The sequence below is a fragment of the uncultured Parvibaculum sp. genome, assembly GCF_963975745.1.
Classification (GTDB): domain Bacteria; phylum Pseudomonadota; class Alphaproteobacteria; order Parvibaculales; family Parvibaculaceae; genus Parvibaculum.
The window spans coordinates 59,509-82,989 of sequence record NZ_CAXBIB010000012.1; the positions used below are offsets into that span (position 1 = coordinate 59,509).

The 23,481-nt window shown below is 64.3% G+C and carries 22 protein-coding genes and 1 tRNA gene; 13 read left to right on the forward strand and 10 right to left on the reverse strand.

The genetic code is table 11. The features are described from left to right. The first annotated feature begins 258 nt into the window (after positions 1–258). Entirely contained in the window at positions 259–2,235 is a 1,977-nt protein-coding gene (gene rpoD / locus AAC071_RS11030) for an RNA polymerase sigma factor RpoD (protein ID WP_339832489.1), read from the forward strand. 403 nt (positions 2,236–2,638) lie between these two features. Here rpoD and AAC071_RS11035 read toward each other — a convergent pair whose 3' ends face one another. From AAC071_RS11035 to AAC071_RS11050, 4 genes are all read right to left on the reverse strand, one after another. Beyond that, positions 2,639–2,905: a hypothetical protein gene (locus tag AAC071_RS11035; RefSeq protein ID WP_339832490.1), complete on the reverse strand. Its 267-nt coding sequence runs from the start codon at positions 2,903–2,905 to the stop codon at positions 2,639–2,641. A 271-nt stretch (positions 2,906–3,176) separates the two neighbouring features. Then, a complete protein-coding gene (locus tag AAC071_RS11040; protein WP_339832491.1) occupies positions 3,177–4,202 on the reverse strand; it encodes a hypothetical protein in 1,026 nt (341 codons plus the stop codon). Between the two features lie 90 nt (positions 4,203–4,292). After that, positions 4,293–5,342 (reverse strand): methyltransferase domain-containing protein, encoded by a 1,050-nt coding sequence (locus tag AAC071_RS11045; protein WP_339832494.1) that lies wholly within the window; start codon positions 5,340–5,342, stop codon positions 4,293–4,295. Positions 5,343–5,451: 109 nt separating this feature from the next. After that, entirely contained in the window at positions 5,452–6,177 is a 726-nt protein-coding gene (locus AAC071_RS11050; RefSeq protein WP_339832495.1) for an SIMPL domain-containing protein, read from the reverse strand. A 190-nt stretch (positions 6,178–6,367) separates the two neighbouring features. Here AAC071_RS11050 and AAC071_RS11055 point away from each other — a divergent pair, with 190 nt between their 5' ends. The 10 genes from AAC071_RS11055 to AAC071_RS11100 all read left to right on the forward strand — a co-directional run bounded on the left by AAC071_RS11055 (position 6,368) and on the right by AAC071_RS11100 (position 16,700). Further along, positions 6,368–8,839: a 2Fe-2S iron-sulfur cluster-binding protein gene (locus tag AAC071_RS11055; RefSeq protein WP_339832496.1), complete on the forward strand. Its 2,472-nt coding sequence runs from the start codon at positions 6,368–6,370 to the stop codon at positions 8,837–8,839. A gap of 22 nt (positions 8,840–8,861) precedes the next feature. Then, complete coding sequence (locus AAC071_RS11060; protein ID WP_339832497.1) at positions 8,862–9,899, forward strand: alpha/beta hydrolase; 1,038 nt, start codon at positions 8,862–8,864, stop codon at positions 9,897–9,899. Positions 9,900–9,956: 57 nt separating this feature from the next. Further along, positions 9,957–10,033: transfer RNA gene (locus AAC071_RS11065), tRNA-Ile, on the forward strand. A 205-nt stretch (positions 10,034–10,238) separates the two neighbouring features. Beyond that, positions 10,239–10,580, forward strand: coding sequence for a metalloregulator ArsR/SmtB family transcription factor (locus AAC071_RS11070; RefSeq protein ID WP_339832498.1), 342 nt, complete (start codon positions 10,239–10,241; stop codon positions 10,578–10,580). Further along, positions 10,577–11,065, forward strand: a complete 489-nt coding sequence (locus AAC071_RS11075; protein WP_339832499.1) for an SRPBCC family protein — start codon at positions 10,577–10,579, stop codon at positions 11,063–11,065. The genes AAC071_RS11070 and AAC071_RS11075 overlap by 4 nt, the downstream gene beginning before the upstream one ends. A 75-nt stretch (positions 11,066–11,140) precedes the next feature. Next, positions 11,141–12,796 (forward strand): energy-dependent translational throttle protein EttA, encoded by a 1,656-nt coding sequence (gene ettA, locus AAC071_RS11080; protein WP_339832501.1) that lies wholly within the window; start codon positions 11,141–11,143, stop codon positions 12,794–12,796. 124 nt (positions 12,797–12,920) lie between these two features. After that, entirely contained in the window at positions 12,921–13,715 is a 795-nt protein-coding gene (locus tag AAC071_RS11085; RefSeq protein ID WP_339832502.1) for a BglII/BstYI family type II restriction endonuclease, read from the forward strand. Between the two features lie 2 nt (positions 13,716–13,717). Beyond that, positions 13,718–14,362 carry an MT-A70 family methyltransferase gene (locus AAC071_RS11090; RefSeq protein WP_339832503.1) on the forward strand — a complete coding sequence of 215 codons (645 nt, stop codon included), beginning with the start codon at positions 13,718–13,720 and terminating at the stop codon, positions 14,360–14,362. 276 nt (positions 14,363–14,638) lie between these two features. Then, positions 14,639–16,264: an ATP-binding protein gene (locus AAC071_RS11095; protein ID WP_339832504.1), complete on the forward strand. Its 1,626-nt coding sequence runs from the start codon at positions 14,639–14,641 to the stop codon at positions 16,262–16,264. A gap of 217 nt (positions 16,265–16,481) precedes the next feature. Further along, the gene (locus AAC071_RS11100) at positions 16,482–16,700 is read left to right on the forward strand and encodes a hypothetical protein (RefSeq protein WP_339832505.1); all 219 of its coding nucleotides are present in this window, start codon (positions 16,482–16,484) and stop codon (positions 16,698–16,700) included. A gap of 30 nt (positions 16,701–16,730) precedes the next feature. On the opposite strand, the gene AAC071_RS11105 is transcribed toward AAC071_RS11100, so the two are convergent. The 6 genes from AAC071_RS11105 to AAC071_RS11130 all read right to left on the reverse strand — a co-directional run bounded on the left by AAC071_RS11105 (position 16,731) and on the right by AAC071_RS11130 (position 21,235). After that, the gene (locus tag AAC071_RS11105) at positions 16,731–17,285 is read right to left on the reverse strand and encodes a PAS domain-containing protein (RefSeq protein ID WP_339832507.1); all 555 of its coding nucleotides are present in this window, start codon (positions 17,283–17,285) and stop codon (positions 16,731–16,733) included. 147 nt (positions 17,286–17,432) lie between these two features. After that, on the reverse strand, positions 17,433–17,771 hold the full coding sequence (locus tag AAC071_RS11110) for a type II toxin-antitoxin system PemK/MazF family toxin (protein WP_339832508.1): 339 nt from the start codon (positions 17,769–17,771) through the stop codon (positions 17,433–17,435). After that, positions 17,758–17,973, reverse strand: a complete 216-nt coding sequence (locus tag AAC071_RS11115; RefSeq protein ID WP_339832509.1) for a type II toxin-antitoxin system PrlF family antitoxin — start codon at positions 17,971–17,973, stop codon at positions 17,758–17,760. Before AAC071_RS11115 ends, AAC071_RS11110 begins: the two co-directional genes overlap by 14 nt. An 85-nt stretch (positions 17,974–18,058) precedes the next feature. Continuing rightward, complete coding sequence (locus tag AAC071_RS11120; RefSeq protein WP_339832510.1) at positions 18,059–19,252, reverse strand: MFS transporter; 1,194 nt, start codon at positions 19,250–19,252, stop codon at positions 18,059–18,061. A 481-nt stretch (positions 19,253–19,733) separates the two neighbouring features. Continuing rightward, positions 19,734–20,390, reverse strand: coding sequence for an ABC transporter substrate-binding protein (locus AAC071_RS11125; protein WP_339832511.1), 657 nt, complete (start codon positions 20,388–20,390; stop codon positions 19,734–19,736). A gap of 53 nt (positions 20,391–20,443) precedes the next feature. Beyond that, positions 20,444–21,235, reverse strand: a complete 792-nt coding sequence (locus tag AAC071_RS11130; protein ID WP_339832513.1) for a VacJ family lipoprotein — start codon at positions 21,233–21,235, stop codon at positions 20,444–20,446. Positions 21,236–21,582: 347 nt separating this feature from the next. On the opposite strand from AAC071_RS11130, the gene AAC071_RS11135 reads away from it, so the two are divergent. Further along, positions 21,583–22,578 carry a metalloregulator ArsR/SmtB family transcription factor gene (locus tag AAC071_RS11135; protein ID WP_339832515.1) on the forward strand — a complete coding sequence of 332 codons (996 nt, stop codon included), beginning with the start codon at positions 21,583–21,585 and terminating at the stop codon, positions 22,576–22,578. Beyond that, positions 22,575–23,477, forward strand: coding sequence for a methylenetetrahydrofolate reductase [NAD(P)H] (gene metF, locus AAC071_RS11140; protein WP_339832517.1), 903 nt, complete (start codon positions 22,575–22,577; stop codon positions 23,475–23,477). Before AAC071_RS11135 ends, metF begins: the two co-directional genes overlap by 4 nt. Positions 23,478–23,481 lie beyond the last annotated feature (4 nt).

Genomic DNA, 23,481 nt, shown 5'->3' on the forward strand with positions numbered 1-23,481 from the left:
CGGGTCAACCAGCGGGATTTTCGAGGGCGTGCGGCGCTGGCGGGTGATGGCTTGAAGGCCATCCGGGGAAACGCGAGCGCACAAGAGATCAGACGAGAACGAGGGAAGCGTGGCGGCCGGGCGGCGTCCGGCGGTACGTCTTTCTTTTATGTTTGGTGCTGATCGCCGCGCTCTCGCTGGACCCCGGCGGCCACGGCCCTAAATGACAGCATGAACCCGGCGCCTGCGCCGGGCCTCAATCAGGCGGAGAACGACTGAATGGCGAGCAAGACAGCGGAACAGACAGAAGCCCCCGAAGCGGCGCCCGAAGTGGCGCAGGACGGGCCGCTTCTCGACATGTCCGATGCGGCGGTCAAGAAGATGATCAAGGCTGCCAAGTCTCGCGGTTTCGTCACCTATGACGAGCTCAACAAGGTGCTGCCGTCGGAAGAATTCTCCTCCGAACAGATCGAGGACACGCTCTCGATGCTCTCCGAACTGGGCATCAACGTGGTCGAGAACGACGAGGTCGAGGATCAGGCGGAAGGCGACGGCGAGGCCGATGCCGACGGCGAGAGCGACGACGAGGACCGCCCCACCGGCAAGGCGGTCGCCACCACGACCACCACCAGCACGGCGCTCGACCGCACCGACGATCCGGTGCGCATGTATCTGCGCGAAATGGGCTCGGTCGAACTGCTGTCGCGCGAAGGCGAAATCGCCATTGCCAAGCGCATCGAGGCCGGTCGCGAAACCATGATCGCGGGGCTCTGCGAAAGCCCGCTGACCTTCCAGGCCATTATCATCTGGCGCGACGAACTCAACGAAGGAAAGATCCTTCTCCGCGACATCATCGATCTCGACGCGACCTTTGCCGGCCCCGACGCCAAGAAGGTCGATCACAGCCAGGCCGCGCTTGCCGGCGAGGCGCCGCCGCGCATCGAACCGGAAGAGGAAGAAGTCGACGAGGACGGCGAGGACGACAATTCGATGTCGCTGGCCGCGATGGAAGCCGAGCTGAAGCCGAAAGTGCTCGAGACCTTCGACAAGATCGCCGCCGACTACAAGAAGCTCCGCAAGCTGCAGGACCAGAAGGTCGAGCTGGCGCTGAAGGGCGAGGATTTCGGCGGTGCGGCCGACAAGAAATATCAGAAGCTGACCTCGGACCTGATCGACGAGGTCAAGAGCCTCTCGCTCAACAACAACCGTATCGAAAGTCTGGTCGAGCAGCTTTATGCGATCAACAAGCGCCTGATGGGCCTCGAAGGCCGGCTGCTGCGCCTTGCCGAAAGCCACGGCATTCCGCGCGAGGAATTCCTGAAGCAGTATTTCGGCAACGAACTCGATCCCAACTGGATCCGCCGCGTCAGCCGCCTCAAGGGCAAGGGCTGGGCCGGCTTCACCAAGGACGAACGCGACCAGGTCAAGGATCTGCGTCAGGAAATCCAGACGCTGGCCTCCGAAACCGGCCTCGACATTTCCGAATATCGCCGCATCGTATCGGGTGTGCAGAAGGGCGAGCGCGAAGCGCGCATCGCCAAGAAGGAAATGGTCGAAGCCAATCTCCGCCTCGTCATCTCCATCGCCAAGAAATACACCAATCGCGGCTTGCAGTTCCTCGACCTGATTCAGGAAGGCAATATCGGTCTGATGAAGGCGGTCGACAAATTCGAATACCGCCGCGGCTACAAGTTCTCGACCTATGCGACATGGTGGATCCGTCAGGCGATCACGCGCTCGATCGCCGACCAGGCGCGCACCATCCGCATCCCGGTCCACATGATCGAGACGATCAACAAGCTGGTGCGCACCTCGCGCCAGATGCTGCACGAGATCGGCCGCGAACCGACGCCGGAAGAGCTCGCCGAAAAGCTCGGCATGCCGCTCGAAAAGGTCCGCAAGGTTCTGAAGATCGCCAAGGAGCCGATCTCGCTGGAAACGCCGATCGGCGACGAGGAAGACAGCCACCTCGGCGACTTCATCGAAGACAAGAACGCGATCCTGCCCATCGACGCGGCGATCCAGTCGAACCTGCGCGAAACGACGACCCGCGTGCTCGCGTCCCTCACGCCGCGCGAGGAGCGCGTGTTGCGCATGCGCTTCGGCATCGGCATGAACACCGACCACACGCTGGAAGAAGTCGGTCAGCAATTCTCGGTGACGCGCGAACGCATCCGCCAGATCGAGGCGAAGGCGCTGAGGAAGCTGAAGCATCCGAGCCGTTCAAGGAAGCTGCGCTCGTTCCTCGACAACTGAGACTGACGCACCCGTCACAAGAATCAAAGCCCGGATCGAAAGGTCCGGGCTCTTTGTCATCCCCCAAAAATAAACTTATCCCCGCCCGCCAAACCATCACCATATTGATCCGTACCCGCTCCTGCGAAGGGCGTATCCGGATTGTCCGAATGCGGGGAGGGGGTGTCGCGGTTCTGGGGCGCGTGGGGCTAGGCCATGTGCAGACGGAATGCGGCGCGCGGGGCGCGTGCGAAGGACGCCGCCCCCACATGCAACATGCACATGTACCCACATGTGCGGCCGAGTTCGACACACGCCCCGCGCATCCTTCACGTTGAAGATCGCAAGTTCGCGTGCCGAAACCCCGGAAGCATCGCTTCGCGGGGCTTTCGGTGCGTGGCGTTTCAGATGCGGGCGGCGGGTGTCAGAGAGAGGTTTCGTCGGTGGCCTTCTTCGCCGCCAGCTTCTTCTTCGGCCTGGCGGCTTTCGCGGCCGCCCGCTCGGCCTTGGCCTTGGCGGCGGCTTCCTCGGCGTCGCGGGCGAGGCGGAGTTCGCGCAGCCGCGCGGTCTTGGCCGCGGAGGCCCGCGCGGCGGTCTCGTTGAGGCCATGCGCGACAATGCTGGTCTGGTCGGCCTTGGACAGGCGCGCCTCGGCGGTCTTGAGCTTGACGTGAAAATTCCTGGCCGTCATGGCTGGTTCCTTCCGCTGGTTGCGCGCCGGGCATGAAAAAAGGCCGGGTTGTCCCGGCCTTTCCCAATCATCCCGCCACCCTGCCGTTACATCCGTGGTCAGGGCCTTGCGATGAAAAGCGACAGGGCCTCGGCCCCGGCTTTCGCCGGACGGGCATTCCCGCTGCACCCTGAGGCGCGCGAAAAGCCACGATTTCCGTCGCTTTCATCAATATGGGGTGCCACGGCCCGAATACAATGGACAATCGGGAGACAATCGGCCGGTGCGGCGCTCAGCCGGCGATTTCCCAGACGATGCCGTCCCCTTCGCGCCGGGCCGAAAGGCGCAGCCGGCGGTTATGGACCGCCAGCGCGCCGGTCCAGAGCTCGTTCCAGGCCGCGAAACCGGCATCTCCGGGGGCAAGCCCGTCCATCAGGCGCCAGCCCTGCTGATGCAGCAATGTGCGGCCGCCGGTTTCGGCGATCTCGACCGTCTCGCCCTGTGCGGCGGCCATGGCTGCGAGGTAGCGCGCGAAGTCGCCCGGCGCGCCGGGCGCGATGCCGAGCAGGGCGGCCGTCTCGTCGTAGAACTGCATGCCGACCAGCCGCGCCGCATGGCCGAGATGCGTCCGCGTCTCGGCCGGTCCGAACAGCTCCAGCAGCGTCGGCAGCAGCGAGCGCACATATTCCATCGCATAGGCGCGCTCGACCTTTTTCAGCCGCTCCTCGGGCCAGCTGGCGCTGTCGAGCTGCGGCGCCCTTGCGGGGTCGAAATCGGGTGCGCTTTCATCGGGTGCGAAGCGGACGCGTTCGCTTTCGGCGATTTCGCGGCCGTAGTCGTAATAGTAGCCCTCAAGGCCCGGTGCGCCTTCCACCGTCTGGCCGGTACAGACGAAGCCGAGCCGCGGATTGCCCAGCGAGACGCCGTTATGGCCGTGCCAGCCATGCAGCATCGCCTCGTTGACCCGCGCCGGAATGGCGCAGATCGCCGCGCCCTGCCAGATCCAGCGCGGCGGCGGATAGCGCACCCAGGCCTTGGCGTCGCTTTCGGGCATGTATTCGGTTTTGACGCCGCCCAGCGCATTCGAGAAATAATGATACTGCGCGCAGGCGACCGCGTCGGGCAGATCGTCGAGGCCGAGCTTTTTCAGGCCCGGCAGGAATTTCTCGAGATGCTGGCGGCGGAAATGGCCGAAGACGAATTGCGCCGCCGCCTCGGCGCTCTTGCGCGTCACCAGCGTCAGCACGAGGCCGGTCATCAGGGCGTTGTAGAGTTTCGCAACGGCCTTGTAGCCGGCGAGGGAGGGGGCAGGCGTCATGCGGGGCGAACTCCCCTGTCGCGATGGTGGCGGGCGCGCACGAGGCTCCGTTTTACGTCGCGCGCGCCGCAAGTCAATCGCGGCCGGGTTTCAGCAGCAGGCGCCGCCTTCGGCGGCCGCGTCATTCGCGCCGAACGGCATCTGTGTGCCGCAGCCCTCGAAAATGCCGTAATGACGCGCGAAATCGCCGATGAAGTCGAAATGCGGCGCCAACCGGCTTTCCTTCAGCATGCGCCATGTATTGCCGCAGACCGGGAAGACGCGGCCCTTCTCGATGCGGTGATGGGCGTCCAGCGTGAAGACATCCTCGGCATGGGCGATGCCGCCCCTGTAGATCACGGCCTGGCCGTAATCCTCGCAAGCCGGTTCGAGACCGTCGAGCTTGAAGAGCCGGTAGGTTGCCGAGAAGAAGCGCGCCGGCCCCAGCGCGCGGCGGATCGCGGCGTCGGTCACCGCGAGCGGCCGGTCGGCGACAAGGCGCGGATCGGCAAAGCCCGCCTGTTTCGCCAGCGTCAGGAAATCGTTCCAGTAGAGCGCGCCGCCCAGGCATTCGCCGAGCAACACCGGGTCGTCGCGCAGGGCCGGGTCGAGGCGGCGGTCGGCATAGACATCGGCGAAATAGAGTTCGCCGCCCGGCTTCAGCAGCGACCAGGCGCCATCCAGCACCGCGCGCTTGTCGGGCGAGAGATTGATGACGCAGTTCGAGACGATGATATCGAAGCTTCCCGGTTCGAGGCCGAGATCGCCCAGGCCCTCGATATAGCCTTCGCGAAAATCGACATTGCTCTGCGCATGGCCGAAACGTTCGCGGTGCCATTCGCGGTGGGCGCGGGCGACGGCCAGCTGCTCGGCCGTCATGTCGACGCCGGTCACCGAGCCGCTCTCGCCGACCAGGCGCGACAGCGCATAGACGTCGCGGCCGGCGCCGCAGCCCAGATCGAGCACGCGCGCGCCCTCGAGCCTTTCGGGAATGACGAGGCCGCAGCCGTAATAGCGGCTCAGCACCTCGTCGTGAATCTCGGACAGCACGGTGCGGATATGGGCCGGCGTCGCCGTCACGTCGCAACAGGCATCGGTCTTGAGATCGGTCGAGCCCTGCAGCGTCCGGCCGTAATATTCCTTCACCATCTCGACCGACATCCGCGCCTTCTCCGTTTTCCCGTGAGCGATGGCGCGAGCCTGCCCGGCGCGGGGGCTCACCGTCCAGTCACAAGATGGAGAGGAAGACGGATGTCCGGCACACGCCGTCTCAGTCGATGCGGATCACCAGCGTCACATTGGCCGACAGCGTCTGTTCGCCGGCCGCCACGGGCACGCTCGAATCGCGTTCCATCGCCATCGCCGCCTTCATGTACATCGGCTGGGGCATGCTGACGCCGCCTTCCGAAATGCTCTGGATCGGTCCCAGCGCCACGCCGGCGGCGCCGGCATAGAGCTTGGCCTTGCGGAGCGCATCGGCGACGGCCTTCCTGCGGGCTTCGTCGATCAGCGGTTCGGGCTTGTCGATCGAGAAGCGGATGCCCGAAAGCTGGTTCGAGCCCAGGCTCACCACGCGGTCGAGAATGCCGCCAAGGGCATCCAGATTGCGGACCCTGACGGTCAACTGGTTCTGCACACGGTAGCCGCTGATCTTCGGCGTCTGCGGCCGGTCTTCCGGCTGCATCTGTTCGTAAACGGGGTAGACGGAGAATTGCGAGGTCTGCATGTCGCGTTTCTCGATGCCGGCCTCTTCCAGCCCCTTGAACACGGATTCCATCGCTCTGGTGTTGGCGGCCAGCGCCTCGGCGGCGGTCTTGCCCTCGGTGACGACGCCGGTATCGATCCAGGCGATGTCGGGAACGCCGACGGCCTCGCCCTCGCCGGTGATGGTCAGGGTGCGTTGCGGCGGCGCATCGCTCGCCTGGGCCGGCGCGGCAAGCAGCGCGGCGAACAGCAAGGGAGCGACAAGGGCGGCGAGAGCGATACGGCGCGGCATGGAGATGCCTCCTGTGAATGCGTCTGGGGGCGGAGCTTCGGCGCCGAACGGGGCGAAATTGCGGCGCCTGTCCACCCCCCGAATGAGGCGGGGGCCTCACCGGTTTGCGCAATGGCGCCCGGTCGCCCCGGCGCCGAAATTGAACGGGAAATCTGCCAATAAATCCGCCCATGATGCAAGAGACTGGCCAGTGACGTTTCAAGTGACGGTTCGCTATTCCGACGGGACGACGCGCGAGATGGCGGTTGCGCCCGACCAGACCGTGCTGCAGGCGGCCGAGGAGAACGGCATACCGGTCGTCAGCGCCTGCCAGAGCGGCGTCTGCGGCACCTGTGTCGGGCGCTGCATATCGGGCGACTACGAGGCCGGTCATGTCGTCGGCCTCAACCGTTCCGAACGCGCCGAGGGTCGCATTCTCGCCTGCCAGACCCGCGTCCGTTCCGATTGCGTGGTCGAGTTCGAATATCCCTTCGATGGCAATGCGGCGCGCATCGTGGCCGGCGAGGCCGTGGTGACGCGTGTCGAGCGTCTCGCGCCCGAGACCATGTTGCTGGCGCTCGACATTTCCGGCCTGCCGGCCGCGCCCGGTTTCCGGCCCGGCCAGTTCGCCCAGCTCGAGGTGCCGGGCAGCGGCGTCTGGCGCAGCTATTCCTTTGCCCATGCCGATGACGGGCGCGGCGAGGTCGAATTCCTGATCCGCCTGCTGCCGGAGGGCGCGATGTCGGACTGGCTGCGCCGTGCCGCGCCCGGTGCGCGGCTCCGGCTGCGCGCGCCGAAGGGCGATTTCCATCTGCGCCAGGTCACCCGGCCGATCGTGCTGATCGCCGGCGGCACCGGCCTCTCGGCAATCCTCGCCATGGCCGAACAGCTGGTCGCCGAAGCCTGCCCGCAGCCGGTCCGTCTGCTCTACGGCGTCACGCGCGCCGACGATCTGGTGCTGACCGACAGGCTCGACCGCCTCGCCGCGGCGCATCCGGATTTCAGTTGGGAGGCGATCGTCGCCGAGCCCGCGCCCGGATGGCAGGGCCGCCGCGGCCTCGTCACCGATCTCCTCGCCGGCACCGATCTGCACGGCGGCGCGGTCGACATCTATCTCTGCGGTCCGTCGGCCATGATCGATGCGACGCGGGCCTGGCTGGCCGCGCGAGGCTTCGGCCAGGCCAGTCTCTGGTACGAGAAGTTCCTGCCCAGCGGGCCGGCCGCTGCGGGGCCCGCCGCCGCGCCGCCCGCCATCGACATCGCCGCCGCCCGGCAGCGCGGCCGCGGCACCGCCATCGTCATCGGCGGCTCGATCGCCGGCATGTCGGCGGCGCGGATGCTCGGCGATCATTTCGAGAAGGTGATCGTGGTCGAGAAGGACCAGGATCATCGCCGCATGGAGGGCCGTCCCGGCGCCGCGCAGGGCTGGCATATCCATCATCTGCTGGTCGCCGGCCAGCGCCAGCTCGAAACGGTCTTTCCCGGCATCATCGACGAGATGGTCGCGGCCGGCGCCTTCCGCGTCGACATGGGCGAGCAGTACCGGATCATGCTGGCGGGCGCCTGGAAGAAGCCGGTCAGCAGCGGCGTCGAGATCATCTGTGCCGGGCGGCCGCTGCTCGAATGGTGCGTTCGCCGCCGTCTCGACGGCGATCCGGCGATCGACTACCGCTACGAAAGCGAGGTCACCGACCTGGTGCTCGACCGCGATGCCCATGCGATTGTCGGCGTCGTCGCCACGCGCAACGGCGCGGCCGAATTTCTGCCGGCCGAATTCGTCGTCGATGCTTCCGGCAAGAACACGCCGGTGCCCGCCGCGCTGGCCCGTCTCGGCCTCGATGTGCCCGCCATCGAGGAAGACGAACTCAACTGCTTCTATTCGACCATGCAGCACCGTGTGCCGCCGGGGCGCGCGCGGCAGGACCGGGTAATGACCATCTGTTATGCGCACCGGCCGCATCAGCGTTACTACGCGGCGCAGTTCCTCACCGACAGCAGCCGCACCACGCTGGCGACCAGTCTCGTCGGCTACAATTTCTACAGCCCGCCGCGCAACGAGACCGAGTTCCGCGCCTTTGCGCGGCAGATGCCGACGCCCGAACTCGCCGCCGAGATCGAGGGGCTCGAACCCTGTTCGCCGGTCTACAATTTCCGCTATCCGACAATGCAGCGCTGGCACTACGAGGATATGACGGCGCAGCCCTCGGGTCTGGTCGCGCTGGGCGATTCCTATTGCAGTGCCGATCCGGTCTCGGGCGCCGGCATGACCAAGGCGCTGCTCGAACTCGACGAATTGCGCAAGCTGCTGCGCGGCGGCTCGGTGCATGATCCGAAATTCGTGCGCCGCTACTATCGCCGCGTCAGCCGCATTGCCGATCTCGTCTGGTCGGTGATCCGCGAACAGAACCTGCGCTATCCCTGGATCCCGGATGTCGAGAAGAAGCGCCCCTTCTATTTCCGCGCGCAGAACTGGTACATCGACCGCGTGCTCGAGGCGATGCACGAGGATCCGTCGATCTATCGCCACTATCTGATGGTGACGCATTTCGTCGCCCGGCCCGGCGTGCTGCTGCGGCCCGACGTGATGGCGCGCGTGCTTGGCAAATGGCTGGCCAGCCGCCTCAGCGGACGGAAAACGCTGATCCAGAAGAATTTCGGACAACAGGAAGTCGAGCTGCCGTAAGGCGGCCGGGGAGGGGAGCGGGATGAGCGAAGCGCAACACCGGCTGGTCGATGTCAACGGCGTCCGGCTGCATCTGGTCGAACAGGGCGAGGGACCGCTGGTGATCCTCGTCCACGGCTTTCCCGAGCTCTGGTATTCCTGGCGCTTCCAGATGCCGGCGATCGCCGGGGCCGGTTACCGCGTCGTCGCCATCGACCAGCGCGGCTATGGCCGTTCCTCGAAATTCTGGCAGCCCGATGCCTATCGCATCCATCCGCTGGTCGGCGATCTGGTCGGCCTCGTCCATGCGCTGGGCGAAGGCCAGGCGATCCTGATCGGGCACGACTGGGGTGCGCCGGTCGTCTGGACGGCGGCCTGGCTTCATCCCGACATCTTCACCGGCGTCATGGGCATGAGCGTGCCCTTTTCGGGCTGCGGGCTGATCGCGTTGCCGGGCAATCCCTTCGGCGAGCGGCCGCCGCACGAGATCCACCGCGCGATCTCGGGGCCGGACCAGGATTTCTATCAGGTCCATTTCAGCGCGCTGGACGGCATCATCGTCGAAATCGAGCAGGACCTTCGCGGCTGGGTGCGCGATCTCACCTGGACGGCGTCGGGCGCCGGCATCGCGGGCGCCGGCGTCGATTTCAATGCCGGCGATCCGATCGAACTGATCCGCGGCAGCGCCTTCTGCCTGAAGCCCGGCCAGCGCATGTGCGAGCGTTTCATGACGCCGCCCGAAATGCCGGCCTGGTTCACCGAGGCCGATCTCGACATCTATGTCGACGCGCTGGAGCGCGGCGGCTTTTCCGGTCCGCTGAGCTACTACCGCAATCTCGAAAACGACTGGCACGACCTCGCGCCGATGCAGGGCAAGCCGATGACGGTCCCGGCCATGTTCCTGGGCGGCGAATATGATGTCGGCAGCTGGTGGGGCACCGAGGCCATCGCCCGGGCGCCGGAAGTCATCCCCAACTGGCTGGGCGCCCGCATCGTCAAGGGCGCCGGCCACTGGGTGCAGCAGGAATATCCCGAAGAGACCAACGCCGCCGTGCTCGACTTCCTGCGCGCCCTGCGCTGAAACCGGGCTTCCCGGTTGGCGACCCGGCCCCCTTGCTGCTATATGGCGGGGCGCTGGGGGCCTGTAGCTCAGTTGGTTAGAGCGGACCGCTCATAACGGTTTGGTCGCAGGTTCGAGTCCTGCCGGGCCCACCAGCCTTCGCTCGCTTCGCGAGCTACGGCTCGGCGAGTCTCCTCATGCGTGAATTGGCGAAGCGAGCGAAGGCTGCCGCGCCGAAGCCAAAGGCGAAGGCGGGCTGTCGCGCCCGCGCGCGACGGCCCGGCGAGCCACGCCCTCTCAATTCCTTTCTTCAAAACTAAGCCCTTGACCTGACTATTTCGCACCTCCATACTTAGCCACATGCCTAACCAACAACAGCGCCAGCTCGACCGTGTTTTCCACGCTCTGGGCGATCCGACGCGCCGCGCGGTGATCCGCCGTCTCGGCCAAGGGCCGGCGCCGGTCAGCGAACTGGCGCGGCCTTTCAAAATGGCGCTGCCGTCCTTCATGCAGCATCTGGCGGCGCTCGAAAAATGCGGCCTCGTCCGCTCGCGCAAGACCGGCCGCGTGCGCACCTACCAGCTTCAGCCGAAGCCGTTGAAGGCGGCCGAAAAATGGATGGTCGAGCAGCGCGCGCTCTGGGAAGCGCGGCTCGACCGGCTCGACGACTACCTGTTGCAGATGAAGGAGCGCGAGAAATGAGCATCCCGACCATCGACCCGAAGACAGACCTCGTGCTGGAGCGCGTCGTCGATGTCCCGCCCGCGCTCGTCTGGCGCGCCTGGACCGAACCCGAACATCTGAAAAAGTGGTTCTGTCCGCGCCCCTGGGAGACGGTCGACTGCCGCATCGACCTGCGCCCCGGCGGCGAGTTCTACACGCAGATGCGCTCGCCCGAAGGCGAGAACATGGAAGGTGGCTCCGGCTGCTATCTCGAAGTTGTGCCGGAGCGCCGGCTGGTCTGGACCTCGGCGCTGGGGCCGGGCTACCGGCCGGCCATGGCGCGGGTGCACGATCTCTTCTTCACCGCCTTCATTCTGATGGAGCCGCAGGGGCAGGGCACCAAATACACCGCCATCGCCCTGCATCCTGACGAGGCGAGCGCGAAGCGCCACGCCGAAATGGGCTTCCAGGACGGCTGGGGCACGGCGCTCGACCAGCTGGTGGAGTACATGAAGACGGTCTAGGTCGATTGCCCGCCGGGGGCCGATCCGCTAGAAGGGGCGCCAATTCAACGCCAGCTCCGAGGATAAAAGCCCGCCATGGCCGCCTACCAATATGTCTATGTGATGGACCGCCTGTCGAAGACCTATCCGGGCGGCAAGCAGGTCCTGAAGGACATCCGCCTGTCCTTCCTGCCGGGGGTCAAGATCGGCGTGGTCGGCCTCAATGGCGCCGGCAAATCGACGCTTCTGCGCATCATGGCCGGCGTCGACAAGGACCACACCGGCGAGGCCTGGGCGGCGGCGGGCGCCAAGGTCGGCTATCTGCAGCAGGAGCCGGAGCTCGATCCGGCGCTCAACGTTTTCGGTAATGTCATGGAAGGCGCGGCCGAAAAGAAGGCGCTGCTCGACCGCTACAACGAACTTGCCATGAATTACTCGGACGAGACGGCCGAGGAAATGGCGAAGCTCCAGGACATCATCGACGCGCAGAATCTCTGGGATCTCGATTCACAGGTCGAGATGGCGATGGATGCGCTCCGCTGCCCGGACCCGGAAGCCGATGTCAACAATCTCTCCGGCGGCGAGAAGCGCCGCGTCGCGCTCTGCCGCCTGCTGCTTGCCTCGCCCGATCTGCTGCTGCTCGACGAACCGACCAACCACTTGGACGCGGAATCGATCGCCTGGCTGCAGAACTACCTGAAGGAATACACAGGCACCGTCGTCATGGTCACCCATGACCGCTATTTCCTCGACAATGTGACCGGCTGGATTCTCGAACTCGATCGCGGCTCGGGCATTCCTTACGAAGGCAATTATTCCTCCTGGCTCGAACAGAAGGAAAAGCGGCTCGAACAGGAAGGCCGTCAGGAAGAGGCCAAGCAGCGCACGCTGGCGCGCGAACTCGAATGGATCCGCCAGAGTCCCAAGGCGCGTCAGGCGAAGTCCAAGGCGCGCATCTCGGCTTACGACGAATTGCTGGCCGAGGCCGGCAAGCAGCAGGAGGGCAAGGCCCAGATCGTCATTCCGGCGGGGCCCCGTCTCGGCGGCAATGTCTACGAGGCCGAACACATCGCCAAGGGCTTCGGCGACAAGCTGCTGATTGACGATCTCTCCTTCAAGCTGCCGCCCGGCGGCATTGTCGGCGTCATCGGCCCCAACGGCGCCGGCAAGACGACGCTCTTCCGTATGCTGACGGGTCAGGAGAAGCCGGATTCCGGCACGCTGAAGATCGGCGATACGGTCGTCATGGGCTATGTCGACCAGAGCCGTGACTCGCTCGATTCGAACAAGACCGTCTGGGAGGAAATTTCCGGCGGTACCGACATCGTCGAACTGGGCAAGATCACCATGCCGAGCCGCGCCTATGTTGGCTCCTTCAACTTCAAGGGTTCGGACCAGCAGAAGAAGGTCGGTCTCCTGTCGGGCGGCGAGCGCAACCGCGTGCATCTGGCCAAGATGCTGAAATCGGGGGCCAACCTGCTGCTGCTCGACGAACCGACCAACGATCTCGACGTCGAGACGCTGCGCGCCCTTGAAGACGCGCTGGTGGCCTTTGCCGGCTGCGCCGTCGTGATCTCGCATGACCGCTGGTTCCTCGACCGCATCGCCACCCACATGCTGGCCTTCGAGGGCGACAGCCATGTCGAATGGTTCGAGGGCAATTACCAGGACTATGAGGAAGACAAGAAACGCCGCCTGGGGCCCGCCGCCGAAATCCCGACCCGCATCAAATACAAGCGCTTCAGCCGGTAAGATTTAGTGCGGCTAGGTGCAGAGTTGGGCCTTTTAGTTCTGGATTGTCGCGCTCTAATCGCACTGTTTCAATGCGTCCGCATAGCTGCGAAGCTTGGTAGTCCGATTCGGAGGGCGGTACTCTATGGCCGATGACGCTGAGGAAGATCTGAACGGGGGTGAGGACGAGGCGCCAGTCGATGTCGCAGCGGCTCCCAATAATGCCGCGGATCCCCAGCCCTTTGTAGATGGCCTTATTCCCGTGGATATTAGGGAGCGATTTGAAGTCTATAGCTACAGGAATGCGGCGGCGATCTTGACTCATGCACATCAAGAGGAGTTTCATGAAATTCTTGCGATGCTGCGGGAGCTTTCGATTCCAGCGCGGATGATACGAAAGCCAGGCGGAAACGAGAGCGAGATCCCGAAGTTGATTTCCAGTGCGCTCCGTCCCAGGGGATGGAGAGAGACAACTATTCAGGCCGATCTCGCTGTGCAGCTTATCTCCCGTGTGCCGACCGCAGGTGGCAAAGCCAAGGCTACCGAACGGCGCGTTGAGCGGTTTACACGTGAAAGGTTTCTCGACGGACATAAGGTCGATTATGTGAAGGGTCGGGTTGCCTTTGACTTGGAGTGGAATAGTAAAGACCAGACCTTTGATCGAGATCTTTATGCGTTCAGTGCATTCAGCCAATGTGGGGTGATCGATGCTGCGGTGATCCTTACAAGGAGCGCTAGTCTCAATCCCCTATTTAGGGCGATGGGGCAGGCGCTGAAGAAGGACGGAACAGAAGATCCGAAGAGAACGATTAGCCAGAAATATGGCGCCTCCACCACTTGGATGGGTAAGCTGCTTTATCGCCTCAATGCTGGCCGAAATGGTGGCTGTCCGGTTCTAGCGGTTGGTATTGGCCCCGAGTGTATTGAGCTAGAGGAATAGACATGACGATAGATCCTGTCGAAGACTTCGCGAAAAGCGTGGGGCATTCTCAGTTCGGAACTGTGCTGGCTGATCCTCCATGGCGTTTCCAAAATCGAACAGGAAAGATGGCGCCGGAACATCGGCGGCTATCGCGCTACGGAACAATGGATCTCGAGCAGATCATGTCCCTGCCGGTCTCGTCTGCGCTTGCAGACGCTGCGCACCTTTATCTCTGGGTTCCAAACGCTCTTTTGCCAGATGGATTGCAAGTGATGAAGGCATGGGGGTTCGAATACAAGTCAAATATTGTTTGGCACAAGCTTAGAAAAGATGGTGGGAGTGATGGACGCGGGGTTGGTTTCTATTTTCGCAATGTAACCGAGTTGGTGCTTTTCGGTGTTCGTGGGAGAAATGCGAGGACGCTTCAACCCGGTCGCACCCAAGTCAACTATATTGGGACCAGAAAGCGCGAACATAGCCGTAAGCCAGACGAACTGTATGATGTGATTGAGTCTTGCTCTAAGGGACCGTTTCTTGAGTTGTTTGCGCGGGGCACTAGGCCTGGCTGGACAGCGTGGGGCAATCAAGCTGAAGAATACGATATTACTTGGGATACTTACTCAAATAACAGCAAGACTCGGCTATTGCGTCCTGCCGCCGATTGAAGTGGCTTCCTAAGGCTCGTGCACAGAACATCCCGGGGAGTTTCAACCTCCCTGAATGTCGTGGCGGCGAGTACCCAAGACGGCACCTCGCATCCAGCGGGATCCTCAAAAACTGTCATTTTATTGAAAAGGCTGGAATCCCTTGCGTTTCCGGCCCGGCCGGCTGCGCACCATTCACGTAGCATTAAGCCGCAAAATCTAGATTCAACCTGTGAAATCGGGGGTCAGGCGGCTCCCGCGCGCCGTCCTGCGGCGCGCGTGGCGAAAGGCTCGATCATGGGCGGAAAGAAGATCGGCGACCGGGAGATGGCCGAGATCGTGCGGGAGGCGGTGGACCGCCTGCCGGGCGGCTTTGTCATTTTCGGTCCCGATCACGAAATCCTTCTCTCCAACGCGCAGAACGAGCGCGACTTCCCCTTCACCAACAAGGCGCTCCGGGAAGGCAAGACTTATCTCGAAGCGACGTATGTCGCGGTCAAGGAAGTGGTCCCCGGACTGCCGGACGATGAAGCGTTTGCCGTGGCCAGGGACATCAACGAGACGCTGATGCGCGGCGAGCCGGTCGAATTGAAGACCCATCTCGGCACGGTGATGCAGGTCGTCGAGATTCCGCTGTCCTTCGGCGGCTGGGTCGCGGTCGGCGCCGACGTCACGGTGCTCCGGGAACGCGAACGCGAACTGAAGAAGGCACGCAAGCAGGCCGAAGCCGCCAACGAGGCCAAGTCGGCCTTTCTCGCCAATATCAGCCACGAGATCCGCACGCCGCTCAACGGCATTCTCGGCATGGCGCAGGTCATGGCCTCGGGCGATCTCTCGCCCGAGCAGCGCGACCAGATCGAGACGATTCTCGACGGCGGCAAGACGCTGATGGCGATCCTCAACGACGTGCTCGATCTCGCCAAGATCGAGGCCGGGCGTTTCGACATATCGCCGATCGACAACGATCTCGGCCATCTGCTGCGCCGCCTCGAAAAGCTCTGGGCGCCGCGCGCAAAGGAAAAGGGGCTTGCGCTGTCGCTTTCGGTCGACGGTGCGATGTCGACCTTCCTGCGCTTCGACCCGATCCGCGTGCGGCAATGCATCTCCAATGTCGTTTCCAATGCGATCAAGTTCACCGACCAGGGCCGCATCGATATTGCGGCAAGCGCCGTGCCGGCCGATGACGGCGCCGTCGAGGTGCGTATCGCGGTGTCCGACACCGGCATCGGCATGAGCGCCGAAACGCTCGACAAGCTGTTCGCACCCTTCACCCAGGCCGACGCCTCCACCGCACGCCGTTTCGGCGGCACCGGGCTCGGCCTGTCGATCAGCCGCAAGCTGGCGCATCTGATGGAGGGCGATCTGGTGGCGACAAGCGAGGAGGGCAAGGGCTCGACCTTCACGCTGACCTTCCGCGCCATGCCCGGCCGCCGTGAAACCGAGGCGCCGGCCGAGGCCGAGGTCGACCGCACCGGCGGCGTGCGCTGGGCCAAGGGGCTTTCGATCCTGCTGGTCGACGATCATCCGCTCAACCGCAAGGTCGCGCGGCTCTTCCTCGAACCGCTCGGCATCGAGATCGTCGAGGCCGAGAACGGCGCCGATGCGATCCGCGATCTGCAGACACGGCCTTTCGATCTGGTGCTGCTCGACATGCACATGCCGGTGATGAATGGCAAGGAAACGCTCGCCCATATCCGCGCGCATGAAGCGGCTTTCCGCGACATTCCGGTCATCGCATTGACGGCCGACTCGCTCGGTCCCGACAATACGCGCTACGACCGCATGGGTGCCGACGGCTATGTCGGCAAGCCGATCGACCATCGCGAACTGGTGCGGGAAATCGGCCGGGTGCTGGAAGAGCGTTATGGCCGCGCGCCGATGCCGAAACACGCCATGCCCGACCTGCGCGGAGTCGGTTCCTGACCGGAGGTCGGTGCTTTGTTTCGGCATCCCGGTTCGGCCCGCAATGTTTGTTGGTGTGAATTTTCCGAATAGAGCGTAGCTTCGGGGCCCGGTGGGGGAGGCATTGATCATGCGCAGAATTCACATGCCGGTTGCGGTGCTCGCGGGTGTCTTGCTCGTTTTGCCTGCCGTGGCCGCGCCGAACCTCGCCGGGACGACATGGACGGATGACGAGTGCATGACTGCATTCGAGTTCAGGGCCGATTCCAGCTTCCTCGAATACGATGTGGACGACAACGAGCGCACCGGTCAGTGGAGGCAGGAGACTGGGGTGCTCTATCTGCAATATGATGGCGGGGGCAGCGTCCAGACGCCGGTCTCGGACGATCTGTTTGAGCTGAGCTATCCTTACAGCAACGGCGAACGCTATACCTGCTGGTTCACGCCCCGAGACTGAGGCGCGCAAGGCTGGATGCGTGTCCGCGCCTCACGCCAGGTCGAAAAAGACCTCGGCGTCGCGGCTCTCGATGCGGAACTGGCCTTCGCCGTGCAGTTCCTCGCCGAAGCCCTCGATCAGTCCCAGCACCAGCCGCGTCCCCGTCGCTGCTTCGGACATCGGCAGCTGCGTCATCTCGATCATTTCGCGGTGGCCGTCGCGGTGGAGAATGTCCTTGCGCACCCAGCGGCCGCAGACGGGCATCTCGAACATGCGCGGCATCGAGGCGCCGGCTATGGCCTGGCGTTCCGGCGGCACGAAGTCGGCATAATTCATGCCCTTGACGTCGATGCCCAGGTGATCGCGGATATGGTTGCCGGCCAGCCGGATCGGGACCCGCTTGCCCGGCACGTCATGCAGTTCGACCAGATAGATGTCGGCGAGGAAGCGCGCGAAACGTTCGGGGCGGAAATCGGCCTTGTCGGGAAGCGGCTTGCCATGGCGCGGAATGGCGGCCCAGATCCGTTCGAAGTCGCGGCTCCGCGCCGAGCGCGGCGTCGTCGCCTTCATCGTACCGGTTTCGCCCGGATCGGTTTCCGCGATCATGTCGGCCTCACGCAACTCACTACGGGAATACCCCGCCATCTTGGGCGCTGCCGCTTAACAGGGGCTGAATGCGGAACGTGCAGCGTCGAAGTTCATGCAGCCGCGACGGAACCGGCATCCCGGTTACGGCGAATGAGAGTGCCCGCCTCACATGGCAAGTTCGGACTTAATTTCCTCGAGTACGGCTGCGAGATTTCCGGGCTTCAGCATGCCGAGCCTTGTCGCGTCTTCTGCCTCGATGGTTACGACTTTCGCCGTCCGGATGATCGAGGCGACGGGAAGGCCTGCCCGCTTCAAATCCTGCACCGGCACGTCGCCGATCCAGCCACGGTTCTCGGCACTGGTGATCATCGTCACCCACAACAGGCCGTACCTGTCCTCGATGCCGCCCGCCGAGACGACAAGGGCAGGCCGGTGCTGGCGCGTCGCGCGGTCGGTATAGGGAAAGGGAACCTTGACGACGTCGCCCTGCTTAAAGTTTGGCATAGGCTTTCCGGTCGGCATCCGAATTCCACTCGTCGAAAGTCCGGAACGGATCGTCGCCCGTGCCTTTGCCGGCCTTGGTCAGGATGACCCGGCCATCGTCGATCTCGTAAGCCAGCTCGTCGCCCTCGCGCAGCTTCAGCGCGGCGCGCACGGGCTGCGGGATCGTGGTTTGGGCTTTGGTTGTCAGTTTGCTTGTGATCATTGGCCTGCCTCGGTGTGGAGCGTTTTAAGTGTAAGGAATATCCTTACGTTCCGCAAGAATGCCGGCGAGAACCCGCGCTTCCCGCTCACGGCGTCTCGGAGGCCAGACGCCGCCGGCTCGCCAGCCACAGCAGCGCCGCGGCGACCAGCCCGAGCCAGGGCAGCAGCATCAGGTTCAGCATCTGCCAGCCGAAAAGCTGGTGCAGCACGCCGGCGCCCAGCGCGCAAATGAGGCTGGTCGCGAAGATCGTCAGGTCGTTCATCGCCTGGGCGCGGCCCTTTTCGGCCTCGCTATAGGTCTCGGTCAGCAGCGCTGTGCCGCCGATATAGAGAAAGTTCCAGCCGATGCCGAGCAGCACCAGGGCCGAGGCGAAGGAGGCAAATCCCGTGCCCGACAGGCTCAGCAGCACATGGCCCGCCAGCAGCGCGACGCCGCTGGCCATGATGCGCAACACGCCGAAGCGCGCGATCAGCGAGCCGGTGAAGAAGGAGGGCAGGAACATGCCCAGCACATGCAGCTGGATCACCAGCGCCGTGTCCGAGAGATGATGCTGGTGATGGGTCATCGCCAGCGGCGTTGCCGTCATCGCCAGGATCATCACGCCGCCGCCGGTCGCCGCGCCGAACAGCGCCACCGCATAGGCGGGCTGGCGCAGGATCGCCAGAAGCGGGCGGCCGCCATCGGCGCCTTCGGCGCGCGGCGCCGGGCGCGGCACCCTGAGGCCGAACAGCAGGACGACTGCGATGAGCGAGACCAGTGCCAGCATCAGGAAGGAACCGGTATAGGCCGGCGTCAGCAGCGGCCCGCCGGTCCGCGCAAGTGCGGGTCCGAGAAAGGCCGCGGCGACGCCGCCGGCCATCACCAGCGAGATCGCACGCGGACGGAAGGCCACATCGGCGACTTCCGACGCGGCGAAACGGTAGAACTGCGCGAAGGACTGGTAGAGGCCGATCAGGAATGTGCCCAGCGAGAGCAGCAGCAGCGAGCCGGCCCAGATGCCGGCGGCCGCCGCCAGCGCGCCGGTCATGCCCGACAGGGCGCCGAAGATGAAGCCCGGCCGCCGTCCGGCCCGCGCCATCCAGATCGAGGCCGGGACCGTGCCCAGCGTCGTGCCCAGCATCATCGCGGCGACCGGCGCGGTCGCCAGTTCCGGCCGCGGCGCGATCATCGCGCCGGCCAGCCCGCCGATCGTCATTACCAGCACCGGTCCGGTCTGGAACAGCGCCTGCGTCGTCGACAGAAGCAGCACCTGGCGGTGCATGGGTTGACCGAAATTCACGGGAATGCGCCCTTGAGAAGTGCCGCAATCCTTCCGGTTGCGCGCCGCGAATGTGCGGAGGTTCGGCGGCGCTGGCAAGTCCCGTTTCCGTACCGGCTTCCGGGCCGGCCGGTACCTTTATTGTCCGTCTGCGGACATTGAGCCGGACAGCCGGGGGCGCCGGCGCAAGCCGGAATCGGGCGGCCGGCGATGCCGCACGATGGGGACAAGCCGGGTGGGGATAAAGGGGGCGGGGACAAGTTCGGGCGAAATTCGGGCGATTTTTTCGGGCTCGTGGCCTTCGCGCCACGCTGCGGCGGCGCTGGCGGGCTGTGGCATTCCGGTCCCACGGGGATAACCCATGGGGTATCGCTGTGGACAAGTGCTTTTGTGACAGTTTTTTGACAGTTCGATGACAGCAGGGGGGGTCGCTGTCACAAACAGCTGCGGCGCCTCTCTTTCGGGGGGCGCCGCGGCCGGTTCCGTCCGTATACGGTCTATCCTAGTTGCTGCTGGCGATACCCGAGAGGTCGCCGCTTTCGGCCTTGCTGATCTGGGCCCGCAGATGTTCGAGCAGGGCGTCGAAATTGCCGCCATTGTTGCGGATGACGCTGGAGAAGGTCGAACGCTGCTCCTGCGCCAGCCAGATGCCGACGACATTGATGTCGAAGATCTTGTAGTCGTCGCCGCTCCTGATCAGCCACCAGTCGACCTGCACCGGCTGGCGGCCGCCGGTGAAGCGGATCTCGCTCTTGACGATCGCCTGATTCTCGCCGCGCATCTGCGCGCTCAGCACTTCGAGCTTCTCGTCATTGTAGTCGGTCAGCCGCGTCACATAGACCTTGACGATGAAGTTCTCGACCAGGCTGCGATATTCGGCCAGCTGCGTTTCGTTCGGCGTACGCAGATACTGTCCGAGCGCGAAGGCGGCAACGCGATCGAGATCGGCCTTCTCGCGCAGCAGGTCGCGAAAGGCTTCCTCGCGCTGCTTCGGCGTGGCCGCATCGTCGCTGATGATGGCGATGGCGCGTTCGGCGACCGCGTCGACAAAGGCCTTCGGATCGTCGCCGGCATGGGCCGGCGCGGCGGTGTGAAGCAATGCCAGCATCAACGCAGCGCACAGAGCGACGGCGGTTCGTATCGAAGCATGGCGAAACATGCGCGATCTCCTGATCGTTTCTGGCGAATGTCCGGCGCGTTGCGCGCCGTCGCTCAGGGCCTCATGCCCGGAGTGTTGGGCTCGTTTGTGTCGAAACTGAGGTTGTCGATGTCCGGCAAGGCATCGAGATCGCGCTCGCCATTGGCGATTTCATTGGCGCGGCTCTGCCGGTAGAGGTTGCGCACTGTCGCATAGTAGTCGACGGAGGTGCGTTCGATCTGGTCAAGCGTGGTCAGGCTGCGCGCGCGCTGGTCGATGCCGTTGACCACGAAGCGCGTGGTCGGCACGGTCTTGGCGCGGTCCCAGTAGATATATGTCAGTGGGTCGAAGGCCTGGTCGACGACAAAGCCGGTCAGGTCGCGGGGCGGGGCGGGGCCGAGCACCGGCAGGAAGAGATAGGGCCCTTCGCCCGTGCCCCAGACGGCAAGCGTCTGGCCGAAGTCTTCGCTGTGCTGCTTCATGCCCCAGCTCGATGCCGGATCGAACAGGCCGAGAACGCCGACGGTGGTGTTGATGCCGAAGCGGCTGGCGGTCGTGCCGGCGCGATCCCATTCGCCTTGCAGCAGGTCGTTGGCGAGAATGACCGGGCTTCTGAGATTGTCGAGGAAGTTGCGCACGCCGTCGCGGCCCGGCTCGGGCACCACGCCGTCATACCAAGTGGCGACCGGCTTCAGCAGGATCGTGTCGAAGAACTTGTTGAGCTCGAAGAAATAGCGGTTCATCGGTTCGAGGGGATCGTTCTCGACATCGTCGGCCCGCGCCATGCCGCCAGCGCCCAGCATCGCGATCGCCAGAATCCCCGCCAGCAGGCGCGACCGCGCCGTCCGTGCCCCGATGTTCGTCATCTCGTTCGTCCTCAATCCGAAACCCACCGGGCCGCAAGGTCGTCCGACCGCAACCGATCGCTGCAATCTGCGCTCAATTCGCGGGACTGTCCGTCTGCCCCCTGAAGCATCCCGCGAAGCCCTTAAATTCGCATGAACGCCGCAGAAACCCTGCCATTTGCGCTTCGATTCGAGCGCCCATGACGGTTCTAGGTAGCACAGGGGATGGGCGTTAACCAGCTATGGCAGATACGTCGAACAGTCGATTCGGCCGTTCTGTTGCGGAAATGCTGCAGCCCAACAAAGACCTTTTGAAAGACATAAGGATATGTTTATATGTTTCGAAATTCGCGACGGATGGATGCCGTATGGAACAACTTCTTGCAGGGTTGCGGGCCGCCGGCGAGCCGACGCGGCTGCGTCTGCTGGCCTTGCTGGCGCGCGGCGAACTCACCGTGACGGAACTGACGCAGATCCTGCGTCAGAGCCAGCCACGCGTCAGTCGCCACCTCAAGCTGCTGTGCGAAGCCGGGCTGCTCGAACGTTTCCGGGAGGGAAGCTGGGTTTTCTATCGCCTTGCCAGTGGCGGCACCGTGGCGGCGCTTGCCGAGGTGCTGACCGGTCTGATTCCGCAAGAGGACATTGTCATCGCGCGCGATGGCGAGCGGCTGGAGGCGGTGCGGGCCGCGCGTGCCGATAAGGCCGCCGCCTATTTCCGCGCGAATGCCGAGGAATGGAGCCGGATTCGCTCGCTCTATGTGCCTGAAGGCAAGGTCGAGCAGGCAATGATGGATCTGGGCGCTTGCGACAGGATGGAGGTCGTGGTCGATCTGGGGACGGGGACCGGTCGCATGCTCGAACTCTTCGGGCCGATGGCGAAAAGCGGAATCGGCATCGACCTCAGTCCGGAAATGCTGGCGCTGGCGCGGGCGCAGCTGGCCGGTCCGGCGCTGGCGCATTGCTCGGTCCGGCAGGGCGACCTCTACGATCTGCCGATGCAGGATGCGACGGCCGACCTCGTCACGTTGCACATGGTGCTGCACTATCTCGACGATCCGGCGGCGTCGATCGCCGAGGCGGCACGAGTTCTGAAGCCCGGCGGACGCCTGCTGATTGCCGATTTTGCGCCGCATGAACTGGATTTCCTGCGCGAGAGCCACGCGCATCGGAGGCTGGGGTTCAGCGAAGACGAGGTTGCGGGATGGCTTGTCGATGCCGGACTCGCGATGCGGGAGGTGTGTCACCTGCCCCCGGAGGGCGATGACGATGCGAAGCTGACCGTGTCGATCTGGGTTGCCGACCGGCCGGGAGATCCAGCGCGGCTGAAGGCGCGCCAGGTCGAATATGAAGGAGTTGCAAGATGAGCCGGAAGGCCGACCAGAACCAGCGCGAGCGGACGCGCGTCTCATTCGAGTTCTTTCCGCCCAAGACGCCGGAGATGGAACAGACCTTGTGGCGTTCGATCCGCCGGCTCGAGCCGCTTGCGCCCGAGTTCGTGTCCGTGACCTATGGGGCGGGCGGTTCGACGCGCGAGCGCACCCATGCAACCGTCAAGCGCATTCTGGATGAAACGACACTCGAGCCGGTTGCGCATCTCACCTGTGTCGGCGCGTCGCGCGCCGAGGTCGACGATGTCATCCGCGGCTACTGGAATGCGGGCATCCGGCACATCGTCGCCTTGCGCGGCGACATGCCCGAACTCGGCGCGCCCTATCAGCCGCATCCCGACGGCTACCAGTCGACCCCGGAGCTGATCGCCGGAATCCGCAAGATCGGTGATTTCGACGTGATCGTATCGGCCTATCCGGAGAAGCATCCGGAATCAACCTCGATGGAGGCCGATATCGAGTTGCTGAAGCGAAAGATCGATGCCGGCGCGACGCGGGCGATCACGCAGTTCGTGTTCGATACCGAAAAGCATGTCCGCTTTCTGGAGAAGGTGCGGGGGGCGGGAATCTCGGTGCCGATCGTGCCGGGCATCATGCCGACCACCAATTTCAAGGGCACCAGGCGCATGGCCGCCCGCTGCGGCGCCAGCATCCCGTCATGGCTGGAAAACTACTATATCGGCCTCGATGACGAACTGGAGACACGCAAACTGATTGCCGCCTATGTCGCGACCGAGCAGGTCAACCGGCTGCGCGGCTACGGCTTCGACCGGTTTCATTTCTACACGCTCAACCAGGCCGATCTCACATTCGCGATCTGTCACGTACTGGGCTTGCGCCCGCAGGCAGCGCTGACGCCGGCAGAGCCGGCTTGAGGAA

Coding starts and splice junctions, on each gene's coding strand:
- AAC071_RS11050 (WP_339832495.1), bottom strand. CDS start 6,177: ATGCCGCGCCGTATCGCTCTCGCCGCCCTTGTCGCTCCCTTGCTGTTC.
- AAC071_RS11135 (WP_339832515.1), top strand. CDS start 21,583: ATGGAACAACTTCTTGCAGGGTTGCGGGCCGCCGGCGAGCCGACGCGG.
- rpoD (WP_339832489.1), top strand. CDS start 259: ATGGCGAGCAAGACAGCGGAACAGACAGAAGCCCCCGAAGCGGCGCCC.
- AAC071_RS11035 (WP_339832490.1), bottom strand. CDS start 2,905: ATGACGGCCAGGAATTTTCACGTCAAGCTCAAGACCGCCGAGGCGCGC.
- AAC071_RS11115 (WP_339832509.1), bottom strand. CDS start 17,973: ATGATCACAAGCAAACTGACAACCAAAGCCCAAACCACGATCCCGCAG.
- AAC071_RS11060 (WP_339832497.1), top strand. CDS start 8,862: ATGAGCGAAGCGCAACACCGGCTGGTCGATGTCAACGGCGTCCGGCTG.
- AAC071_RS11100 (WP_339832505.1), top strand. CDS start 16,482: ATGACTGCATTCGAGTTCAGGGCCGATTCCAGCTTCCTCGAATACGAT.
- AAC071_RS11125 (WP_339832511.1), bottom strand. CDS start 20,390: ATGTTTCGCCATGCTTCGATACGAACCGCCGTCGCTCTGTGCGCTGCG.
- AAC071_RS11070 (WP_339832498.1), top strand. CDS start 10,239: ATGCCTAACCAACAACAGCGCCAGCTCGACCGTGTTTTCCACGCTCTG.
- AAC071_RS11110 (WP_339832508.1), bottom strand. CDS start 17,771: ATGCCAAACTTTAAGCAGGGCGACGTCGTCAAGGTTCCCTTTCCCTAT.
- AAC071_RS11045 (WP_339832494.1), bottom strand. CDS start 5,342: ATGTCGGTCGAGATGGTGAAGGAATATTACGGCCGGACGCTGCAGGGC.
- AAC071_RS11095 (WP_339832504.1), top strand. CDS start 14,639: ATGGGCGGAAAGAAGATCGGCGACCGGGAGATGGCCGAGATCGTGCGG.
- metF (WP_339832517.1), top strand. CDS start 22,575: ATGAGCCGGAAGGCCGACCAGAACCAGCGCGAGCGGACGCGCGTCTCA.
- AAC071_RS11040 (WP_339832491.1), bottom strand. CDS start 4,202: ATGACGCCTGCCCCCTCCCTCGCCGGCTACAAGGCCGTTGCGAAACTC.
- AAC071_RS11105 (WP_339832507.1), bottom strand. CDS start 17,285: ATGATCGCGGAAACCGATCCGGGCGAAACCGGTACGATGAAGGCGACG.
- ettA (WP_339832501.1), top strand. CDS start 11,141: ATGGCCGCCTACCAATATGTCTATGTGATGGACCGCCTGTCGAAGACC.
- AAC071_RS11130 (WP_339832513.1), bottom strand. CDS start 21,235: ATGACGAACATCGGGGCACGGACGGCGCGGTCGCGCCTGCTGGCGGGG.
- AAC071_RS11075 (WP_339832499.1), top strand. CDS start 10,577: ATGAGCATCCCGACCATCGACCCGAAGACAGACCTCGTGCTGGAGCGC.
- AAC071_RS11085 (WP_339832502.1), top strand. CDS start 12,921: ATGGCCGATGACGCTGAGGAAGATCTGAACGGGGGTGAGGACGAGGCG.
- AAC071_RS11090 (WP_339832503.1), top strand. CDS start 13,718: ATGACGATAGATCCTGTCGAAGACTTCGCGAAAAGCGTGGGGCATTCT.